The sequence below is a fragment of the Gilvimarinus chinensis DSM 19667 genome (assembly GCF_000377745.1).
GTDB classification, from domain to species: domain Bacteria; phylum Pseudomonadota; class Gammaproteobacteria; order Pseudomonadales; family Cellvibrionaceae; genus Gilvimarinus; species Gilvimarinus chinensis.
Window position 1 is genome coordinate 26,510 of record NZ_KB898706.1, and the last position, 20,575, is coordinate 47,084.

A 20,575-nucleotide genomic window follows, 5' to 3' on the forward strand; every position below is an offset into this window, starting at 1 on the left:
AGTTTTTGAAGCTGTGGACTGGTTGTAAGGATGTACCGGAAGCCCCTACGACGTATTCGGGCAAGAAACGAAGGGGCTCCGGTATTCACGTTAACGGCCAAAGCCGTCAGAAGTTAAGCCTTTAATGGGCTTTAGTTCTTATTTTTCATCGCCTGCTGCAAAAGCGCGCCCATACTGCCCATGGAGGCCTGCTGGGGTTTGTTGCCGCCTTGCTTGCGCTGGCCCTGTTTGCCCGGCTGTCGGCGAGGTTTGTTGTCACCACCGGTCTTCTCTCCAGGGGTGTCGTCCAGGCGCATCGACAGGCCGATGCGTTTGCGGTCCACATCCACCTCCATCACCTTGGCTTTAACAATATCACCGGCTTTCACCACTTCGCGGGGATCTTTCACAAACGTGTTAGATAGTGCCGAGATATGCACCAAACCGTCCTGATGAACGCCGACATCCACAAAGGCCCCAAAGTTGGTCACATTGGTAACTGTGCCTTCCAGAATCATCCCCGGCTCCAGGTCTTTAATGGTGTCTACACCTTCTTTAAAAGCGGCGGTGCGAAACTCTGGGCGGGGGTCGCGGCCGGGTTTGTCCAGCTCTTTCAGGATGTCGGTAATGGTGGGCACACCAAACTGTTCGGTCACGTAATCCTGCGCCTTCAGACTGCCTAAAAAGCCCGAGTCGCCTACCAGGCCTTTAACATCGCGCTGATTTTTCTCGGCAATGGCCTCCACCACGCTGTAGGTTTCCGGGTGCACCGCCGAGGCGTCCAGGGGGTTATCGCCGCCGCTGATGCGCAAGAAACCCGCCGCTTGTTCAAAAGTCTTGGCGCCAAATCGCGTTACGTCTTTGAGTTGGTTACGGCTGGTAAAAGCGCCATTTTTGTCTCTAAATTCGACGATATTGTTGGCAAGGGACGCGTTCAAGCCCGAAACCCGTGCCAGCAGTGCGGCGGAGGCGGTGTTTACCTCTACCCCAACGGCGTTTACACAGTCTTCCACCACCGCATCCAGCGAGCGGGCCAGCTGGGTTTGCGAGACATCGTGCTGATATTGACCCACGCCGATGGATTTGGGGTCGATTTTCACCAGTTCGGCCAGTGGGTCTTGCAGGCGGCGGGCGATGGAAATGGCGCCGCGAATGGTTACGTCCAAATCCGGAAATTCTTTGGCGGCAAATTCCGAGGCCGAGTAAACCGAGGCGCCGGATTCGTTCACCATCACCGGGCGGGCCTTCAGCTCGGGCTGTTTTTTTAGCATGTCTTTAACGAACTTTTCCGTCTCGCGGCTGGCGGTGCCATTGCCGATGGCGATCAGCTCGACATCGTATTTTTGGCATAGGTTAGTAAGTACTTTCTCCGCCTCGGCGACTTTATTTTGCGGGGCGGTCGGGAAAATAGCGCCGTGATCCAGCACCTTGCCGGTGGCGTCCACCACTGCGACTTTCACCCCGGTGCGCAGGCCCGGGTCCAGGCCGATGGTGGCCTTTTGCCCCGCGGGCGCCGCCAGCAGCAGGTCGTTCAGGTTGCTGGCAAATACCTTAATGGCGTCCTCTTCTGCGCGGTCACGCAGCTCGCCCAGCAGATCGGTTTCCAAATGGGTGAGCAATTTAACGCGCCAGGTCCAGCGCACCACTTCCGCTAGCCATTTATCGGCGGCTCGGCCCTGATCGCGAACATCCCAGTGCTCGGCCACCATCACCTCGCAGGGGTGAGTGGCGCCCGGTTCCTGCTCGCCCAGGGTAATAGCGATGGTGAGCACGCCTTCGTTGCGGCCTCGGAACATGGCCAGAGCCCGGTGCGACGGGGTGCTTTTCAGGGCTTCGTCGTGTTCAAAGTAGTCGCGGAATTTCTGTACATCCTGTGATTTATCGTCTTCTTTACCCGTGGCGGCGCGGCTGGAAATTAACGCTTCACGCTGCAAAAAGCCGCGAAGTTTGCCCAAAAGCTCGGCATCTTCGCTGAACTTTTCCATCAGGATATATTTGGCTCCGTCCAGTGCGGCCTTGGTGTCGTCAATCTTATGCTCGGGGTTGAGGTATTTGGCGGCCTCGGCTTCAGGCTCCAGTGTTGGGTCTTGCAGCAGGGCGTCGGCCAGCGGCTGCAGGCCCGCTTCAATGGCAATCTGACCCTTGGTGCGGCGTTTGGGTTTGTACGGCAGGTACAAATCTTCCAGTCGTGTTTTGGTGTCGGCGGCGCGAATGTCGTTTTCAAGCTCGGGGGTGAGCTTGTCTTGCTCGGCAATGCTTTTCAGGATGGCGTCCCGGCGGTCTTCCATTTCGCGTAAATAACGCAGTCGCTCTTCCAGGGTGCGCATCTGGGTGTCGTCTAGCCCGCCGGTGACTTCTTTACGGTAGCGGGAAATAAACGGCACGGTGGCGCCTTCATCCAGCAGCGCCACGGCGGCGTCTACCTGTTGTTCGCGAATGCTCAGCTCGTCGGCAATGCGTTGAAAAATACTGCTCATGTAAGTTTCTCTGTTGGACATTTTCGGTCGCCGCACAGCGGTCTTAGGGCTTATGGAGTCAGGCCCCAGCGCATTATGCGCAAATCCGCGACCTATTACAGTCTTGAATTCCTCTGCATTCTGTGTCTTTTGCGCACGGCCACATTCTCATTCTTGCCATGATCTGACTTGCCATGTCCTGATATGGTGTTATAGTCAAATATAACAGTATATTTTTATTTGAGCGGAGTTTGCATGCAGTGGCGCGATGACCAGCCCATTTACCGGCAACTGTACCAGCGTATGGTGGCGTCGATTGTCGCCGGGGATATTGCCCCAGGCGAAGCCCTGCCATCGGTGCGACAGGTATCGGCGGATTACCAAATTAATCATCTCACCGTCGCCAAGGCATACCAGGCGTTGGTGGATGAGCAGTTGGTCGAAAAACGCCGCGGCCTGGGGATGTTTGTTTGCGAGGGCGCGGATGAACATTTACGTGAACGCGAGCGAGATGTGTTTTTGCAACAACTGCCTGAGCTGGTGGCACAGGCAAAGCGTTTGGGAATGGATAAAAACACCTTGGTGCAAGCCATTAAAAACCTGAAGGAGGAGTCGTGAACCGGGTCATAAAAACAGCGGGACTCAGCAAACGTTTCGGTAAGAAGCGGGTGCTTAACCAAGTGGATTTGGACATTGGCAGCGGCAAAATTGTAGGGCTCATCGGCCCCAACGGTGCGGGTAAAACCACCTTGCTGCAATCGCTACTGGGCCTTTGTGTGGCTGACGGGGAGATTGACGTTCTGGGCTTTGACCCCCGGCGTGAGCGAGCCAAAATGCTGGAGCAGGTGTGTTTTATTGCCGATACGGCAACACTGCCACGCTGGATGACGGTGAAGCAGACGCTGCGCTACGTAGCGGATGTGCACCCCAATTTTAACGAAGCCAGGGCGCGGGATTTTCTGGCAAAAACGTCTGTGTCTTTATCCAGCCGGATTCGCAGTTTGTCCAAGGGCATGGTGACGCAGCTGCATCTGGCGCTGGTTATGGCCATCGATGCCAAACTGCTGGTGCTTGATGAGCCCACCTTGGGGTTGGATTTACTGTATCGGCGCACCTTTTACGATGCCCTGTTGAATGATTACTACGACGAGGGGAAAACCATTGTTATCACCACCCATCAGGTGGAAGAAATTGAGCACCTGCTGACCGATGTGATGTTTATTGTCGCCGGCGACATTGTGCTTAATAGTACCGTGGACGATTTTGAGGCGCGCTTTACCAAGGTGTCGGTTAATAGTGACAAACTGGACCAAGCACAGGCGCTCGGCCCCATTGGCGAAATTAAGACGCTGGGCACTAAGCAGTATTTATTTGATGGCGTTGAGCGCTCGAGATTGGAGCCGCTGGGCAGTATTGCTCGCGCCTCTTTGGCCGAGGTGTTTGTCGCCAAAGCGACACAGGGAGGTGTGGCATGAACCGGGTGATTGCGCAATTGCGTCGCGAGTATTGGGAGAACCCGGGGCATCTGCTAAAGGTGCCGTTTTGGCTGGCGGTTTTTATTATTTTATTTTCGGTGATGTCCACCTATTCACTGTTTCAGCACGCTGATATATCGATGGATATGAATGTTGATATTGATTTGCCGTGGAAAAAAGAGGTGGCGACGAACAACAGCGCTGACGGCCCCAATATTCTTGAAAAGCTGGCGCACGTCCAGTACATCATTTACCTGATTTTTACCGTGGTCGCGTTGATCAATATGTTCAGCTACAGCTTGGCCGCACTGCTGACCGACAGGCAGGACCGCAGTGTGCTGTTTTTCAAATCTATGCCCGTGTCGGAATGGGTGGTGGTGACGGCCAAATTATTCATTGCGGTCTTGGCCATTCCCTTGATGTATTGGTTGGCCGCGTTCATTACCACGCTGGTGTTCAGCACTCTTACGGTGGTGCTGGGCACGACGTCATTGTCTTTGGATGCCTTCTCTCTGTGGTCCGCCATGGATGCGGTGGCGGTGGGGGCGACCAGCTTTGTTTATTTACTCTTGGCAGCGCTGTGGGGGCTGCCGCTGTTTAGTGTGCTGTTGTTGTTTTCGGCCTGGAGTAAAAAGCACCCCCTGGGGAATTTACTGTTGTTGTTGCTGGTGGTGTGGTTTATCGAGAATTTGCTGTTAGGCCAAAGCATTGTGCTCAGCGGGCTGGGCGATTATCTGAGTGGTTTTGCGATCGATGGGCTCGAAGGGTCGAGCGAACCGCAACGCTTTAGTGCTGCAATAGGTGAGTTGTTTACCCGCCCCGGTTTGTATGTGGGGTGGATGGTGGCCGCTGGGGCCCTGTGGATGGCGGTATTTCTGCGCAACCGACGTTTTGAAATTTAGGAGGGCGAGGTGAAGCGCTCAGTGTTGCGGGTAGTATTGCTTTTGACGATGTTTGTACCGATCAGCTCAATGGCCGAAGCGTACTCGCCGATCTGGGCTGTGGATATAGCTGACCTTGTCGAGGCAGACGTGTGGCGGTGGGATGGGCGAAACTTGGGCTCCGAGTGGTGGTCAGTACTGCAACAATGGCTCGGGCAACTGCTAAGCCAGGTCAGTTTTTCCTCTGCCGAGGTGGAGTTGGAAGCGACCAGCTGGCGCACATCGGCGGATGTAGTTCTGCTGCGCGGTGCTCAGCTCAGCTTGGTGTTCGCTTTGGGTATTATCCTTTTGGCGATCAGGGAGTTTCGTAAATGGTAACAAGAGCATTGAGCGGTATTGCGTTAGCTTTCGTCACGACGGCGGTACAAGCAGAACCCTTAGATGATCTAACCAACGCCCTTTTGCGGTTAAGCCAGCCAGCGCAAGGGCGGTATGAGGTCAGCGCAAAAGTGGTGGAGTCAAACGGTAAGGGTGATGACAAACTGACCCGTGAAGGCTTCGCTACAGTCAGCGTGCACGACACCGGGGAGCATTTGCATATCGCCTACAGCGAAAGTCTGCTTAAGCAAATTGATGCCGAAGAGCAGGCTCGCCTGGACGATGTCGATGCGCCCACGCCTGCCATTGAAGGGGTGCACGAGCTTTCGGCACTGCCGGTTCGAGCGGCGGTGCGCGCTGCCGATCAAATTCGTCGAGTCATGGGTGAAGGGGAATACCTAGGCGTAGAAGACGATGAGTTAGACGGACAAACGGTACAACGCCTGGATTTCAGCCTTCCTGAAAGCCGCCTGAGTAAGCGTCAGCGCAAATACGTGAAATCCTACGAGGGCATTTACTCGGTTTGGATCAACAGCGAGGGCGTGCCCTTGGCCAGCAGTAGCCGCGTGGATGCCTCGGGCCGGGCGTTTATTTTTATCAGCTTCCATGTAGAAACCGAGTCGCAAAGGCGTTACGGCGAAATCAATAACACCCTGGTGGCGCTCACCGACCGCTACTACCACCTGAGTTATGGCGCGGGGGAGCGTTTTGAAAGGGAAATTCAGCGCAGCTTATCCCAATCTCAATAAATTTTGCCGCCTAGCGCGCTTGCGCTACACTTTCGCAAGCGTCGATTAGCCCGGCGCTTGGGGCAGCCTGGTTACTATCTTGCTACAGGAATCTACGCCGTCGGTCCTGGCCGATGCGAGCCTGTGAAACCCACTGGAAGCTCACGCTAAAAAATAGAGAGTTCGCGCTATTATAGTTGCGCACATCGACAGATGTGAGCACATCCACGCCAGGTATTTGCGCGCGGCATTAAAATCAGTCCGGGTGACAGAGAGTCATGTCAGGTTAATGGAAGGGGTGAAAATATGAAACGATGGTGCATTGCGGTGGTATTGAGTCTGATCAGTGGCTGGGCAGTGGCGCAGCACTCAATACAGGTAGAGGATCAGGTGGCCGCCTACAATTTACACGACCCGGAAAAGTACGCCAGTTATTTTCACGATGATATCGAAGTGTATAACTTTCCAGACTCGCCTATGACAGCGGGCAAGGGCGCCCTTATTCAGGCCACCAGCCGCACCTTCGCACAGCACAAACCCACCAGCGAAATTGTAAAACTCATAGAGCTAAACGATAAAGTCATTACCTTAGAGCGCGCCACCTATAAAGTAAAAGGCGCGCGCCAGCAGATGGATGTGATTAAAATATACCAATTTCAAAGCGGCCTGATTCGCCGCATGACCTTTATGAATTGAGGCTAACCTTGAGCGATAACGACGAGTTATTTTGGAATTTAGTGGACGAGTTTATCGAGCGTGCTAATGCGCGCTGTGATGACGCCGACCCGAGTATGGTAAGTGCGGCATTGCTGCAGGCGGCGGCGCGATTTAATGCGTTCACCGTTGCTGGCGCATCGGTTGATAAGAAAGAATACACCGAAGAAATCGAGCCTTCACTGCGCTATCTCACCAACCAGTATCGGGACATACTGCGTGACAACCTTGAGGATTACCGGGAAAACTACAAGGTGTATATGCGCAGTGACGAAGACGAATAACCACCGCCCTGTCAGCGTGCTCGCTGCAGGTTTGCTGAGCACTGTGCCGGCGGTACATGTCCAGGCGTTCGACTGGGCCGGAACCGTTTGGCAAAACGACTTTTTTACGGGCACAGACGGCGGCGGGTATACCAACGGTTTGTTTTTGTCCCTTTACGATTTATCCGACCAGGGTGATGAGCCCTACAAAGTGCCATTACTGGCCAAGCCTCTGCAGTGGATGTTGCAGCCCTCTGCGGATGCGGTAATGTTTAGTGAGCGTTCTCTGGGGCAGGGCATGAGTACGCCAAAAGACATCAGTCGCCCGGTGCCCGACCCCAAGGATGCGCCTTATGCCGGGCTGTTGATTTACCGCTCAAGTCACGCCATTGTCGAAAAAGACTTTGCCGATATGGTCAGTACCACGATCGGCATTGTGGGGCCCGCGTCCGGTGCGGAAAAATCCCAAGAGTTGGTGCACAAAATTACCGGCTCCGATAAGCCACAGGGCTGGGACTATCAACTGGGAAATGAATTTTTATTTCAGCTGGAGCGCACGGCTGTATGGCGCTTTGCGTTACACGAGCGTATTGATTCCGTGCTGCTTGCCCAGGCTGGGGTCGGGAATCTGGAAAGCACGGTGGGTGGGGGAGCCATTGTCCGAATTGGCCAGGGCTTAGAGAAAAGCTTTGCCACAACCGCGCTGCATTTTGGCCGTATCAGTATGCCGCTGGCGGTGGAAGGTGGCTGGTACGTGTACGGTGGGCTGGAAGTCGATTACGTGTTCAACAATATTTTGATTAACGGCAACACTTACCGTGATAGCCCCTCTTCCGATTTAGAGCACGAACAATTAAGCGGCACCCTGGGGTTTAGTTATAGCTGGGACAATATAAGCCTGGCGTTAAGTTACAAAACGGGTACCGCTTTGGATGTGAATAAAAGCTCGCGCGATTCTTTTGGCGCGATCAGTGTCGCGTGGCGCTTGTGAAGGAGCGCGCGTTGATTGTGGGCTATGTGTGGCCCGAGCCTAATTCATCCGCGGCGGGCTTGCGCATTGCGCAGTTGCTGGCGAGTTTGCGCAGGGCTGGCTACGAAGTTCATTTCGCCTGCGCCGCGGCTCTCAGCGAGCATCAGCTGGATTTGGCAAGTGTTGATGTAACGGCCCATCAGGTTCAACTTAATTGCAGTAGTTTTGATGAGTTTGTGGCACAGTTAAACCCCGCTGTGGTTATCTTTGATCGTTTTGTCACCGAAGAACAGTTCGGTTGGCGTGTTGCGAACACCTGCCCCGATGCCTTGCGCATTTTAGACACCGAAGACTTACACAGCTTGCGAGCTGCGCGCGAAGCCTTATTAAAAGCCCAGTTAAAAAAAGGGGGCGATGTAGGGCCAGTATTGGCGAATGATGCGGATCTGTTTGGCGCAATGCGACAGAGCGACATGATCCTACGCGAAGTGGCGGCTATTTTTCGCTGTGATCTAACCTTGATGATATCCGATAAGGAAATATCGTTATTGCAGGAGTATTTTTCTGTACCCTCGCAACTTCTTTATCATCTGCCTTTTATGGTAGAGCCGCCGCACAACGAGTGGCCGGATTACTCTCACAGGCAACACTTTGTCACTATCGGTAATTTCCGTCACGCGCCCAATTGGGATGCGGTATTGTGGTTGAAGCAAAGCATCTGGCCGTTGCTGCGTACTAAGGTACCGGGCGCTGAACTGCATATTTATGGCTCTTACCCTCCTAAAAAAGCGACACAGCTAACCAATCCCAAAGAGAAGTTTTTTGTTAAAGGCTGGGCCGACGATGCCCTGCAGGTGGTGGCCAATGCGCGGGTTCTTTTGGCACCGCTGCGGTTCGGTGCGGGCATAAAAGGTAAACTAATGGATGCCATGCTAACAGCAACCCCTAGCGTTGCCACAGCTATTGCCAGTGAGGCGATGGCGGGCGATGAGCCATGGCCAGGGGCTGTTGCGAATTCGGCAAGTGATTTTGCCCAATACGCTGCACAACTTTATAGTCAAGAGCCCAGCTGGAAAACCGCTTCGCAGCAGGCTGAAAAGCTATTGCGGGCACATTACCTGCGCGAGCGGCTCTCACCATTATGGCTTGCGCATTTAAGTCAATTACGGGGTGATCTTGTACGGCATCGGCGCGACAATTTTTTAGGCGCGATGTTTCAGTACCACGCAGCGCGCAGTACTGAATTCATGTCGCGTTGGATTGAAGTGAAAAGCCGGGTTCAGTTATCCGATTGATCGGTGTCGTTCTTTTTTAAGGGGGTGGCAAATTGCAAAATAACAAAATTTGTCACCGCCAATACCAGGGCAATTTCATAACGACTGTAGGCTACTGCGATGCCAATGGCCCCGGTGTTCCAAATGCTGGCGGCAGTGGCCGTGCCTATGGTTTGGTTGTTGTTTTTTAAAATAGCGCCGCCGCCAATAAAGCCAATGCCGGTAATAATGCCGTACATGACACGGGCTTCGGCCGCACCGCTATCGTAAACCTGCATGCCCACCAGCATATAAGCGCAAGAGGCAATAGCCACCAGCGGGAATGTGCGCAAGCCCGCCCCTTGAGCGCGGTGCTCACGATTAACGGCCATAGGCAGCGCCAAAATCAATGCAATGCCCAGTTGCAACAAGTGGGTAATAACCTCTTGAAAACTTAAATCAAATTCCATGGCGGTTCCTTTTTAATTCGTGGGCCAACGCTTAGTCGGCCAAATAATATTCGACGGTAGAGACCACGCGCACATTTTTTATATGAGGGTTATTGGCATCACGCGGGTTGATGCTGAACTGCCCTTGTGACGCGCGCTTAATTTTACCCAGGCGGCTGCCGGAATCGGCGGCGAATTTACTGGCCACTTCTCGGGCGTTGAGCGTGGCCTGTTCGATCATGGCGGGCTTGATATCGTTTAAACCGGTAAACAAGTATTGGGTTTGCGAGTCGTAATTACCCGCCGTTAGAACAATGCCTTGTTTTCCCAGTTCAGCCAGACCCTGCATGGCGTTGCGTACCGTTTTTATATCGTGGCTGTACACCGTCACCACGGCAGTGGCTACGTAGCGAAAAGGGGCGTCGGGGCCGCCGTAAGATTGCGCCGACTTGTCGGTAATCACGGGGGCGTTGGCGCTGATGTCGGTGGCGAGAATACCACCTGCCAGTAAATAGTTGCGCACGGCCTGGGTGTTTTTCTCAAGGCTGGCGTACAGCTCATCCAGACTGTTGCTGGCCAAGGTAAAGCTGACAGGCCAGATTACAATGTCGGCGGGCACTTCGCGTTCGGCAAGGCCCTTGGCCGTGACGGTGCGCTCGTACTCTTTCACCGCAATGGCGGCGTCGCGCAAAAAATAACCTAACAAAGCAAAAGCGATAATGGCACACAAACCCAACGCCAAAGCGTTGCGAAGCTGACATCTTTCCATGGCATGATACCTGTAAAGTGGGAATGACCTGGCTACTATACTGCTATGAGTCGAACCCGGCTATGATCTGAATAAGTGGGAGAACGTTGTGAGCAGTGATAAGGATATGGTCTGGAAACCGGATGCGGAGCTAGAAGGCTACGAGGTGCAGCCGGTTAGTGTTGAGTCAGGCGGGCAGCGTTTTCAGGCGACCTTAGTCCGTGCCAGCGATAACCCCATTCAGGCGAAAACCGCGATACTCTACTTACACGGCTTTACCGATTACTTTTTTCAGACCCATCTAGCGCGCGCTTGTGTGGACGAAGGTTGTGCCTTCTATGCGCTGGATTTACACGGTTACGGCCGGTCAATCCGAACCGGAGAGCGAGCCAATTATTGTCGGCGTATTGAGGATTATTTTGCCGAAATCGATGAGACTTTGCGGCGTATTAAGGCGACCGGGGTTGAACGGTTAGTTATTAACGCCCATTCCACCGGTGGGTTGATCAGTTCACTGTACGCCGATCGCGGTGCACAGCGAGAGCTGCTGGACGGCTTGATGTTAAACAGCCCGTTTTTTGACTTTGCCTTTAGCGGTTTACACCGGGTGTTGTTAAACGGCCTTGTGATGCTGGGGCGAGTGTTTCCCGGGTGGTGTTATCACCACGGTATGCCATCCCTGTATGGCCAGAGTATTTACATGGGGTATCGCGGCGAGTGGGATTACAATCTGACGCTCAAGCCGGTGGTGGGTTTTCCTATTTACCTGGGGTGGATACGCGCGGTTACGCTGGCCCAGCGGCAGCTGCGAGCGGGACTCAATATTGAGTGCCCGGTGTTGGTGTTGCACTCGGCGCGCTCGTTAAAACTGCCCCGTGCCTGGACCGACGATTTAATGAGCGCCGATGTGGTACTGGATGTTGACCATATGCGCCGCTACGGGCCTGGACTGGGGAGCAACGTGAGCCTGGTAGAGATTGAAGGCGGGATGCACGATTTAATTCTCTCGCCCCAGCCGGTACGAGAGCAAGTTATTAACACTATGTTTCACTGGCTGGGTCAGGTCAGTCGGCCTGAAAAGCTGATGCCATAGAGCCAACAGGCCCTAGTTAGTTTTTATCCCGGCTGCAGCGGGCCCTAATAACAAATTGCCCACCGGGTCTACTTCCACCTCCCAGCCCGGTGCCACCAGGGTGGTTGATACGGTTTCGCAAATTAACGCCGGACCTTGCAGCCGCGTGCCGGCCGGCAGTGCCTCGCGCTGGTACACCGGTGTTTCGCCAATCTCGGGTAAGTCCAGGGTTTGCAGTGCTTTAGCGGTACTGCCGTTGTGTCGCGGCAGCTGCACCTTGTGGCCAGGCGCCTTGCAGCTTACCCGCAGGTTGACCAACTCAATGCCAATACCCAAACGGTGGCCATAACGATGAGCGTGCGCGCTGTGAAACGCATCGGCCGCGCTGGCTGGGTCTTGGTAGGGAATCGTTAAGCTAAAGCTCTGGCCCTGATAGCGTAAATCCAAACTGAGCTCAGCGGATATTGCCTCGCTGGCGACGCCCTCAGCGGTAAGTTGCTGCGTGCCGTCGCTGACCAACGCTGTAAATTCCCGGGCCAACTCGGTTTCGCTGCAATCCTCCAGTGGGCGTTGCAATGAGCGCGACAGCTGCCGTTCGGGGTTGGCTACAAGCATTCCCAGCGCAGACAGAACGCCGCCGTGAACGGGAACCAACGCACGTGACATACCCAGGCTTTCGGCTAAAGCGCACACGTGCAGGCCGCCAGCGCCGCCAAAGCAGCACAAACGAAAGTCTGCCGGGTTGTAGCCGCGCTGTACCGAAATGACTCTGAGGGCCGCCGCCATGTGTTCATTGGCCAGGCGAATTACGCCAAGCGCTGCTTCATTCGGGCTAAGCCCCAGTTGCTTCGCCAGTGCTTCGATAGCCTGGGTGGCCGACTCCGTATCCAGCGCCATAGCGCCGCCCAGAAAGTAATCCGGGTGCAGCCGACCAAGGTAAGCATTCGCATCGGTCACGGTAACCTGGGTGCCGCCCTGGCCGTAGCAGGCCGGACCAGGGGTGGCGCCTGCAGACTCAGGGCCCACCTGCAGCAAGCCACCGGCATCAACCTGTGCAATAGACCCGCCACCGGCGCCGATGGTGTGCATGTCCACCATGGGTACAGCCACAGGGTAGGGGCCCAGTTTGCCTTGGTTGGTCAGCTTCAGCTCGCCGTCAATCATGGCGACATCGGTAGAGGTGCCGCCCATATCGAAGGTGAGCAGCTTTTCCGGTTGATCTGGTGTGCCCAGCGTTTCGGCAAAAAACTTGGCGGCCGCCAGTCCGCCGGCCGGCCCGGACAGCAGTAAATTAACCGCTCGGTTGGCGGCCTGAGCGGCATCAATCGTACCACCGGACGACTGCATAACACCCAAGGGGCTAGGCGCTACGCCTGAGGCCAGGCGGTTTAAGTAGCCCTGCACTTTGGGGCCTAAATAGGCGTTGAGCCAGGTGGCCATGCCCCGCTCGTACTCACCATATTCTGGTAATACGAAGGACGATCGGCTGACAAAAACATCGGCTGGGCAGGCGGCCTCAAGGGTCTTTTCGTCTTCGTCGTTGATAAACGAGTAAAGCAAGTTAATCGCCACGGCGGCGGGTTTGCGCTCGGCGATAGCCCGCTGCAGAGCTGAGATATCCTCATTGCTTAGGTCGCTTACCCGCGTGCCATCCGCCGCGAGGCGGGCGCTTACCTCAAGGCAATCCTCCCGCGCTACCGGATTGCTGCGTGGAGCCGGGGTAAGGTTGTACAGTTCATCGCGTGTCTGCCTGCCGATGCTCAGCACATCCGCAAGGCCTTTGTTAGCCACATACAGCGTCGGCACACCCTTGCGCTCCAGCGCGGCATTGGTGGCCACGGTGCTACCGTGAACAATGGTGAGTTCGCCTGCACGGGCTGCGTCGCTGAGCCCCATGGCGGCGATACCCTCTAAAATGGCGCGCTCCGGTGCGTCGGGTGTTGAGAGGCGTTTGTGTACCTGCAGCTGCCCTTTATGCAGTAAAACAAAATCCGTAAAAGTGCCGCCTGTATCTACGCCCAGTAACATGTGTCTCACTCGCTGTAATTAATGGCACCATTGTAAGCGCCAGCAAAGACAAGGGACAGGGGCTACAATAGCGCTTTTTGTGTGAGCGACCTATGCCAGAGCTACCCGAAGTTGAAACCACCAGGCGCGGTATTGAGCCGCACATTAGCGGCAAGAAAGTCCGCAAGGTGTGCGTGCGTCAACCCAGTCTGCGTTGGCCCGTAACCGATCAGCTGGATGATATTTTGACGGGCAAAAAGCTGCAGACGGTCGGCCGTCGGGGCAAATATTTGCTGCTCGGCTACCACCATGGTGTTTTGCTGGTGCATTTGGGTATGTCCGGCAGTTTACGTATTGTGCCGCCCAATACGCCGCCAGAGTTGCACGATCATGTGGACATTGAATTCACAGGTGCGGTGCTGCGTTATCACGACCCGCGTCGGTTTGGCTCTATTCTCTGGCATCCGGCCGACCCCTACTCTCATCCGTTACTGGCCAGTTTGGGGCCCGAACCTCTGAGCGACGCGTTTAATCCCGCTTATCTGTTCGCCCGCTCACGCAAGCGCAAGCAATCGGTTAAGCAGTTTCTAATGGACAGTAAAGTCGTGGTGGGGGTGGGAAACATTTACGCCAACGAGGCGCTGTTTATGGCAGGCATCAAGCCCATCCGCAAAGCAGGTAGCTTAACGCGCAACAATTGCGCGCTGCTGTGGGAGAAAATTCAGTTCGTGCTGCAGCGCTCCATAGAGCAAGGCGGCACGACCCTGCGAGATTTTGTGGGGGGCGATGGTAAGCCTGGTTATTTTAAACAGCAGTTGATGGTGTATGGTCGCGGGGGGCAGCCTTGTGCGGTGTGTCGCAAGCCACTAAAAGAAGTTCAGCTTGGTCAGCGTGCTACTGTGTACTGTACGGTTTGTCAGAGTTAACGCTAGCAGAAATCAGTATCTATTTTGTGCTATAACATTGCACTCACTTTAAATAAGGAAAAGGACGATGAAAAAACTACTCGCAACTGCCGCTCTGGTCATCTGCAGCGGTGCCCAAGCCGAGCCAGTCTACGAACTCATGGATTTAATTGGCAGCAAAGATCAGATAAATCAAATGTCGGGCCAGATGGTGAGCATGATGGTTCAGGCCAACCCTGCACTGGCGCCGTATCAGGAAGTCATTGGCGAATGGTCCGAAAAATACTTTACCTGGGACGCCATGAAAGGCGACATGGCTGAAATTTACCGAAAGTATTTTAACGACGAAGAGATTGAAAAATTAATCGAGTTTTACAGCAGCCCGGTGGGCGAAAAATCCATTGAAGTGATGCCGCAATTGTTTCAGGAAGGCAGCCAGGTGGGTATGCGCATCGCTCAAGAGCATCAAGCTGAGTTGATGCAAATGCTGGAAGAGGCCAAGGCGGAAGGCGAGGCAGAAGCCGCAGAGTGATATTAAATTAACATGAAGAGTGACAGGGATGTTGTTCTTTAAAAAGAAAATTTAATCTGAAATATGATAAATTGATTGATCGTCGATGGAGTAAAAAATTTAAAGCTTATTGCTTAATGGTATTTGTGACAGTTATTTTTTTTGATATTTTATCGTCCTTGGATTTAACAATAATTAACAAAGGATGATTGTTATGAAAATAAAACTCAATTTTGCATTCTTAATTTTATTTCTGATTTCGATCCCTAGCTTAGCGATAGATGCCATAGTAGTTCGTGGGGTAAGTCTTCCCTCTTTTCTCTTCCAATTACGATTTCCTTTCAGGTTAAAGTAATAGTGATTTAGCTATTGCGAACATGTGCGGAAGCTCTGGATCCACGATGAGCCACGAAGCTTATGTGGAAGGCAGCGTGCTCATGTCTGTGGTCAAAAAAGCCGGACAAATTTTTCAAATCTACCATTCATGTAAAAGAAATGCTGCGAATGTTTCGGAACTGCATCAGTGTGAATCCACTAAAGAGACATCTATTCAGGCTGATTTTCTGGCCTGCGAAGGAACCAGTTCAGTGTGGAGTTGGTAGAAGTTAATAAAATTAATCAGGGTAAAGTCGTTATGAAATTACAAACAGTATTATTTTTAGTAGCCATGATGCTTATAAGTGTGTCAGCGAGATCAATGGAAACTATTTTGGTTAAAGGGGGCAGAATACCTGCTTCCCATTACTTTTTCTTAAATCACTTAGGTTACGATAAACAAGGTATTGCATCAATGTACGGTGGGGCACAGGACAGTATAGGAGTCAAGAGTCATGGGTTGCACAAAAAAGGGGAAACTACTGTGGTGAAAAGGCATATGAACTTGAGTCTGCTTATCATGGTTGTAGGAATAAAACATTTGAGTTGTCTGTTGAATCTCAATACGTATGCAATGGTTTGAATTCAGTTAATTGGAGCGTGTCTGGAGGTGTAGTAATAAGAGAGGTTTTCAATATAGAAGTATCCTTTAGTGAGAGTACAGATTACTACACTGTATGCACAGATACACTGATTCGACATGAGAATTTATATTTGCAAAAGTGTGAAGCTGGCAGGAATAAAGCGGTTCAAAAAGATAGAATTGCGTGTTCTGGAACTAGCAAGACTTGGGACTAAGTTATATGAGAAGAGTAATTTAGGGAGGTCTTACGTTATTGCTGTTGGTGTCTGCCTTCTTATATTTTGCAGGCCATAAACCTGATGGGGTGGTTTCACCCGTTGATCAGAAGTCTCGGGTTTTGGTTGGGACTGATAGCATAGATAAGTCAGTACAAAATACTGGTTTAGATTCTGTCGATAAATCTGAAGTATTTTCTGAGTCAAAAAGGTACGGAGAATATACTATTCAAGACGTGGTAGAAGTTTCACAAGACAGAGACTCTGATTTTCTGATCCATAGAGATTCTCACCCATATGTCCACTATGAAACAAATAGCCTTTATGAACTGGCTCGTGGTGGTGACATTGTTGCTATGAAGGAGCTTAGCGTTCGTTTTACGGAAAAGGCGAACGAGATGGCAAGTGCTAAAAAATCTGGGGGGATGTCGTTTATAGAGATAGCCGAAGAAAATAAGATGATTTTGGACTCCTATTCTGAAGCGGAAAGGTTTCAAAAAATGGCGGTATACTATGGAGACAGAGAGTTTTTGCCTTTTGCTAAAGAAGCTTTTCTGGCTGAGGTTGTGTCCGATGATATGTCTCCAAAAGAAGTGTTGTTGGCGAGTCTTTCATACGATAATTTTATCGGTATTAGGGGAAGTAAGCTGGCGATGATAAGGGGGGGTTGAAAGTACAATATCCAGTTATCAGACGTTGCATGGTCCAGTAACCTTGTCTTCACAAGAAAAGAATTACATAAAGGAGCGTGCATTAAGTATTTATGATGAAATCGAGGAAAAAAGACGCAGCTTTGGTTTGGATGAATTCGACAATACGCCTCGGAACTATGACCTTATGTCGTACCAACGTAATATTGAAGAGCATAGAAGAGAAATGGGCGATAATGCTTTTTTGGAATAAAGTGAACTAGAGATATTTCTTTCGAAATTAAAAGCCGAACTCTATATTATTTTTATAATAATTATTCTGGAGTCTTGGTGCGATATGTAATTTCCTTATTAAGCCTTTTTTTGTTCTCGATTTATTGGTTTGGCGAGAATAATCAGGAGGGACTTACTCGGAACCCTCTTCAGAGTCTCAGTAATGGCCATCCCGCTGAGAAAGTTCCTCCGAAGCCTAAAAGCGGCGAGAAGACAATTGTCGAATCTAGTGCTGACTATAACGATGAATCTATGTACCAGGAAAGGAAAGAACACCTGGAAAACTATGTTATTGGGGTAAATGATGAAGATTATAAGGTCTATGATTTGGAAACATTGCTTAGCTTAGCCGAGGGGGGTGATGTAAAGGCGATGAAAGTGGCGGCTTTGAAAATGATGGATAAGTCCGAAAAAGCTGAGTCGGCCGAGGAGTCATTAAAGTACCACGAAAGTTATCTTGAGTTGTTGGAAAGTGCAGTCGTATATGGAGACAGAGAAGTATTGGGTTTGCTGAGAACTAAATATGTTGACGGTTCTCCGTTGTTAATGGATTCAGCATCAGAAGCGGAAAAGGCGAATGCAATGATTGAAGCACTTGCTTACTATGAGTTTCTAGGGTTGAGGGGGGATTTTGGAGGGAAATACTATGGGCAAAAGTTTTTCTTCAAAAGCTTTATGCCGGAAAAGACAAGTTTGTCGTCTATCGAAGTCCGAGGTGTTAAAAAGAGGGCAAAGGATATATACGACCATTATGAAGGCCAGCGATTGGAACTGGGATTGGGGCCGTTTGATAACAGTATCCCTGAGGCTTTTCAGGTCCACATTCAAGCTTTAAAAGCTGAATATGCGCAAGAGATGGGAGCTTTGGCCATAAAATAAAAAATCGCTTTCCTTAAAAAGGAAAGCGATTTGACACTTTTACTTTTTGGCGATAATCCAAACCGCGTGTATGATGCCTGGAATATAGCCACAAAGCGTCAATAAAATATTGAGCCAAAAATGTAAACCAAAACCAACTTGTAGAAACACGCCTACTGGTGGTAGCAGGATAGAGAGTAATACGCGAATAACGTCCATATAATTTCCTTTTCAGTTAATAGGGCACCGCCGAGGCGGTGCGTTAGATGATTAAATAACCTTAGGCCACCTGACGTTGGTGTTTGCCCTCGGCCAATTCTTCTATGACTTTTCGATTAAAGTCTTCTAAATCTTCGGGGCTCCGGCTTGTGACCAAGCCACTGTCTACCACCACAGATTGATCGTGCCAATTGCCTCCGGCGTTAATGACGTCGTCCTTGACCGTAGGGTAAGAGGTCAGATCACGGCCGTTAACAACACCTGCGCTGATAAGCACCCAGGGGGCATGGCAAATGGCCGCCACCGGCTTATGCTGTTTGAAGAAGCTGCGGGTAAATGCCAGCGCTGAATCGTTTGCTCGCAAGGTATCGGGGTTGAATAGTCCGCCTGGCAGTACCAGCATGTCGTACTCATCAGACGTCACTTCATCCAATACTTTATCCACCGGATATTCTTTACCCCAATTCGTTTTTGCCCAAGCGGTAATTTTTCCGCTCTTAAGAGACACGATGTCAACTTCTACACCGGCGACATCCAGTGCTTCACGGGGAGATGACAATTCAGATTCCTCAAAGCCATCAGTAGCAAGAATGGCAACGCGTTTACCTTTTACTGACTTAGACATATATACCTCCTAACAGTTACGACTGTTACATCACTGGGTTCATAGGTGTGTTTGCAAAGTACGGGCCGGATTGTACTGTCGATATTAAGCGGTGTTTGCGGGGGTAGTAGCGGCATTTTAGCGGTGACTTTGCAGAGCTTGCAAAGTCACCAGATAAACAATGTGAGTTTTACAAAATGCGTTGTTCAAGCCACAAGCGGGCATCGTTCATAGTGTTAAATACAGCTGTTGCACGACTAAAGTCGTGGCCTAGAGAATAGTCATTTTGAACAATGATGCACTCCAGCCCACAGGCTAGTGCCGATTTAAGCCCAGTGGGGCTGTCTTCAATGGCTATGCATTCGTTCGCTTTAAGGCCCAATTGATCCAGAGCATATTGGTAAACGTCGGGCGCGGGCTTGGCGTGTGTAACATTATCCCGACTGGCGACAATGGAAAAATAACGCTCAAAACCGTGCTGAATTAACGTCGGCTTTACTTCACTGTAGGGAGCGCCTGTGGCAATGGCCGTTTGCAGTCCCTGAGTGACCACCCATTGCACGAGAGCTTCGGCACCTGCGATTAACGGACAGGCCTGACGGCCTAGAACCTGCTGAGTAGCGTGGTCTCGCTGCTGAAAGAGCTCATTGGGAGTCACCGGCAGTGAGTAAGCGTTGACTAGGTACTCGGCATTTTGTTGCGTGGGCACACCAGACAGAAACTCTTTGTACTCCTGCTCTGGAAAGTCCACACCATAGGTTTTTAGTAGCTCGGCCCATAGGCCGTAATGCTTGCGTTCGGAATCTACCAGGGTGCCGTCGTGGTCGAAAATAACGCCTTTAATCATCGTCTAAGCCTTGTGAAAAGGCGTTAATCATAACATGGGCATAAAAAAGGGCCGCCTAGGTGACCCCCCATTGTCGCGGTTACCGTAAGCTTCCTCGTCAAGTAGACAACCCATAACGAGAATATCAGGCTTGCTTTAAAACCTCTGCGGGCGTCAGCCCGCAGAGGCTGTCATGATCTCGTTCTTCCTTGTATTCGAGCCTCCATGCCCAGCTGATCTCTCGAATTTCATCAAGGCTTGCAAACAGCCAAGTATTAAGAACCTCGTCTCGGTCAGTTCGATTAAAGCGCTCAATGCAAGCATTCTGGTTTGGTTTACTCGGCTCAATATAATCAATTAGAACCTCGTTATCCGCACACCACTGGGTAAAAATTTCACTCAGAAATTCAAACCCGTTATCTGTGCGCGACACATCTGGTAAACCTCGCTCGGCTTTAACCTGTTCGAAGACGCGAACCAGTCTTGCACTCGGCAGTGAAGTATCCACTTCAATCGCCAAGGTTTCACGATTAAAGTTATTCAATACATTGAAGGTTCTGAACCGTACATCGTTGTACAGTGCGCCGCTCACGAAGTCCGCTGACCAGCCTTGATTCGGGCGCTCTGGCACAAGCAAGGGTGTTGAGCTTTGAAGCTGACAGTAAACCCGGTAAACTCGCTTGTAGTTCCATCGGGGCTTCTTGCGGCGCAAGCACCTGAACAGCTTCCAGAACTCCAAGCTTGGCTTGTCTTCGCCAGATCCTGAAGAGCGTCAATGATTTTGCGGTCCCGAGCTCGCCAATCCACACAAGGCTTGTACCAGGCTGAACGAGAAAACCCCACGCAGCGGCAGGCCATTTCGAATGGATAATGCCTGCTGCTCAATCAAGTATTGTGCGGCTTCGCGCTTCTCAGGCGGCCTTAAAGCTTTTTTCCGATAAGCTGCTTCATGGCGTTGTGCTCGAGTGCCATATCCGCATACACCCGTTTGAGTCTTTCGTTCTCGGCTTCAAGCTTTTTGATTCGCTTTAGCTCAGATACGCCACGACCGCCGTATTTCAATTTCCACTGGTAGTAGCACGCCGAGCTGTGGCATACCTCCTTGACCGGTATACCAGCTTCCGCCTCGTTCAAAACAGCGATAATCTGTGTTTCAGTAACTCTGGATTATCATATATCCTCT

23 protein-coding genes and 1 pseudogene are annotated in these 20,575 nt (G+C 51.6%); 16 read left to right on the forward strand and 8 right to left on the reverse strand.

What is annotated here, in order from left to right:
- Window positions 1-131 precede the first annotated feature (131 nt).
- A complete protein-coding gene (locus tag D568_RS0100135) occupies window positions 132-2,456 on the reverse strand; it encodes a Tex family protein (RefSeq protein ID WP_040515935.1) in 2,325 nt (774 codons plus the stop codon).
- 234 nt (window positions 2,457-2,690) lie between these two features.
- On the opposite strand from D568_RS0100135, the gene D568_RS0100140 reads away from it, so the two are divergent.
- The 9 genes from D568_RS0100140 to D568_RS0100180 all read left to right on the forward strand — a co-directional run bounded on the left by D568_RS0100140 (window position 2,691) and on the right by D568_RS0100180 (window position 9,139).
- Window positions 2,691-3,053: a GntR family transcriptional regulator gene (locus D568_RS0100140; RefSeq protein ID WP_020207516.1), complete on the forward strand. Its 363-nt coding sequence runs from the start codon at window positions 2,691-2,693 to the stop codon at window positions 3,051-3,053.
- Window positions 3,050-3,910, forward strand: a complete 861-nt coding sequence (locus D568_RS0100145) for an ABC transporter ATP-binding protein (RefSeq protein WP_020207517.1) — start codon at window positions 3,050-3,052, stop codon at window positions 3,908-3,910. Before D568_RS0100140 ends, D568_RS0100145 begins: the two co-directional genes overlap by 4 nt.
- Window positions 3,907-4,812 (forward strand): hypothetical protein, encoded by a 906-nt coding sequence (locus tag D568_RS0100150; protein WP_020207518.1) that lies wholly within the window; start codon window positions 3,907-3,909, stop codon window positions 4,810-4,812. Before D568_RS0100145 ends, D568_RS0100150 begins: the two co-directional genes overlap by 4 nt.
- 9 nt (window positions 4,813-4,821) lie before the next feature.
- Window positions 4,822-5,169, forward strand: coding sequence for a hypothetical protein (locus D568_RS0100155; protein WP_020207519.1), 348 nt, complete (start codon window positions 4,822-4,824; stop codon window positions 5,167-5,169).
- Complete coding sequence (locus tag D568_RS0100160) at window positions 5,163-5,918, forward strand: hypothetical protein (RefSeq protein WP_020207520.1); 756 nt, start codon at window positions 5,163-5,165, stop codon at window positions 5,916-5,918. Before D568_RS0100155 ends, D568_RS0100160 begins: the two co-directional genes overlap by 7 nt.
- Window positions 5,919-6,203: 285 nt before the next feature.
- Window positions 6,204-6,593 (forward strand): nuclear transport factor 2 family protein, encoded by a 390-nt coding sequence (locus D568_RS0100165; protein WP_020207521.1) that lies wholly within the window; start codon window positions 6,204-6,206, stop codon window positions 6,591-6,593.
- An 8-nt stretch (window positions 6,594-6,601) separates the two neighbouring features.
- Window positions 6,602-6,895, forward strand: a complete 294-nt coding sequence (locus tag D568_RS0100170; RefSeq protein ID WP_020207522.1) for a DUF3144 domain-containing protein — start codon at window positions 6,602-6,604, stop codon at window positions 6,893-6,895.
- The gene (locus tag D568_RS18700) at window positions 6,879-7,865 is read left to right on the forward strand and encodes a lipid A deacylase LpxR family protein (RefSeq protein WP_020207523.1); all 987 of its coding nucleotides are present in this window, start codon (window positions 6,879-6,881) and stop codon (window positions 7,863-7,865) included. Before D568_RS0100170 ends, D568_RS18700 begins: the two co-directional genes overlap by 17 nt.
- A complete protein-coding gene (locus tag D568_RS0100180) occupies window positions 7,862-9,139 on the forward strand; it encodes a glycosyltransferase (RefSeq protein ID WP_040516095.1) in 1,278 nt (425 codons plus the stop codon). Before D568_RS18700 ends, D568_RS0100180 begins: the two co-directional genes overlap by 4 nt.
- On the opposite strand, the gene D568_RS0100185 is transcribed toward D568_RS0100180, so the two are convergent.
- Complete coding sequence (locus D568_RS0100185) at window positions 9,124-9,567, reverse strand: MgtC/SapB family protein (protein WP_020207525.1); 444 nt, start codon at window positions 9,565-9,567, stop codon at window positions 9,124-9,126. The genes D568_RS0100180 and D568_RS0100185 overlap by 16 nt on opposite strands.
- 31 nt (window positions 9,568-9,598) lie before the next feature.
- Window positions 9,599-10,315, reverse strand: a complete 717-nt coding sequence (locus D568_RS0100190) for an SIMPL domain-containing protein (RefSeq protein WP_020207526.1) — start codon at window positions 10,313-10,315, stop codon at window positions 9,599-9,601.
- An 88-nt stretch (window positions 10,316-10,403) separates the two neighbouring features.
- Here D568_RS0100190 and D568_RS0100195 point away from each other — a divergent pair, with 88 nt between their 5' ends.
- A complete protein-coding gene (locus D568_RS0100195) occupies window positions 10,404-11,387 on the forward strand; it encodes an alpha/beta hydrolase (protein WP_020207527.1) in 984 nt (327 codons plus the stop codon).
- 12 nt (window positions 11,388-11,399) lie between these two features.
- On the opposite strand, the gene D568_RS0100200 is transcribed toward D568_RS0100195, so the two are convergent.
- On the reverse strand, window positions 11,400-13,394 hold the full coding sequence (locus D568_RS0100200; protein ID WP_020207528.1) for a hydantoinase/oxoprolinase family protein: 1,995 nt from the start codon (window positions 13,392-13,394) through the stop codon (window positions 11,400-11,402).
- A gap of 92 nt (window positions 13,395-13,486) precedes the next feature.
- On the opposite strand from D568_RS0100200, the gene mutM reads away from it, so the two are divergent.
- From mutM to D568_RS0100235, 6 genes are all read left to right on the forward strand, one after another.
- Window positions 13,487-14,299, forward strand: a complete 813-nt coding sequence (mutM, locus tag D568_RS0100205) for a bifunctional DNA-formamidopyrimidine glycosylase/DNA-(apurinic or apyrimidinic site) lyase (protein WP_020207529.1) — start codon at window positions 13,487-13,489, stop codon at window positions 14,297-14,299.
- 67 nt (window positions 14,300-14,366) lie between these two features.
- Entirely contained in the window at window positions 14,367-14,810 is a 444-nt protein-coding gene (locus tag D568_RS0100210) for a DUF2059 domain-containing protein (protein ID WP_020207530.1), read from the forward strand.
- A 380-nt stretch (window positions 14,811-15,190) separates the two neighbouring features.
- Window positions 15,191-15,391 carry a hypothetical protein gene (locus D568_RS0100215; protein WP_020207531.1) on the forward strand — a complete coding sequence of 67 codons (201 nt, stop codon included), beginning with the start codon at window positions 15,191-15,193 and terminating at the stop codon, window positions 15,389-15,391.
- Complete coding sequence (locus D568_RS0100220; protein WP_020207532.1) at window positions 15,379-15,747, forward strand: hypothetical protein; 369 nt, start codon at window positions 15,379-15,381, stop codon at window positions 15,745-15,747. The genes D568_RS0100215 and D568_RS0100220 overlap by 13 nt, the downstream gene beginning before the upstream one ends.
- A 253-nt stretch (window positions 15,748-16,000) precedes the next feature.
- Window positions 16,001-16,633 carry a hypothetical protein gene (locus D568_RS0100225; RefSeq protein ID WP_157497582.1) on the forward strand — a complete coding sequence of 211 codons (633 nt, stop codon included), beginning with the start codon at window positions 16,001-16,003 and terminating at the stop codon, window positions 16,631-16,633.
- Window positions 16,634-16,942: 309 nt separating this feature from the next.
- Window positions 16,943-17,764 (forward strand): hypothetical protein, encoded by an 822-nt coding sequence (locus D568_RS0100235; protein ID WP_020207535.1) that lies wholly within the window; start codon window positions 16,943-16,945, stop codon window positions 17,762-17,764.
- 39 nt (window positions 17,765-17,803) lie between these two features.
- Here the strand turns inward: D568_RS0100235 and D568_RS21330 are convergent, their stop codons facing one another.
- From D568_RS21330 to D568_RS21335, 4 genes and pseudogenes are all read right to left on the reverse strand, one after another.
- Complete coding sequence (locus D568_RS21330; protein ID WP_020207536.1) at window positions 17,804-17,962, reverse strand: YqaE/Pmp3 family membrane protein; 159 nt, start codon at window positions 17,960-17,962, stop codon at window positions 17,804-17,806.
- Window positions 17,963-18,023: 61 nt separating this feature from the next.
- Window positions 18,024-18,587: a type 1 glutamine amidotransferase domain-containing protein gene (locus D568_RS0100245; protein ID WP_020207537.1), complete on the reverse strand. Its 564-nt coding sequence runs from the start codon at window positions 18,585-18,587 to the stop codon at window positions 18,024-18,026.
- Window positions 18,588-18,756: 169 nt separating this feature from the next.
- Window positions 18,757-19,413 carry an HAD family hydrolase gene (locus D568_RS0100250; protein WP_020207538.1) on the reverse strand — a complete coding sequence of 219 codons (657 nt, stop codon included), beginning with the start codon at window positions 19,411-19,413 and terminating at the stop codon, window positions 18,757-18,759.
- Between the two features lie 124 nt (window positions 19,414-19,537).
- Window positions 19,538-20,538, reverse strand: a pseudogene (locus tag D568_RS21335) (integrase core domain-containing protein).
- Window positions 20,539-20,575: the final 37 nt, after the last annotated feature.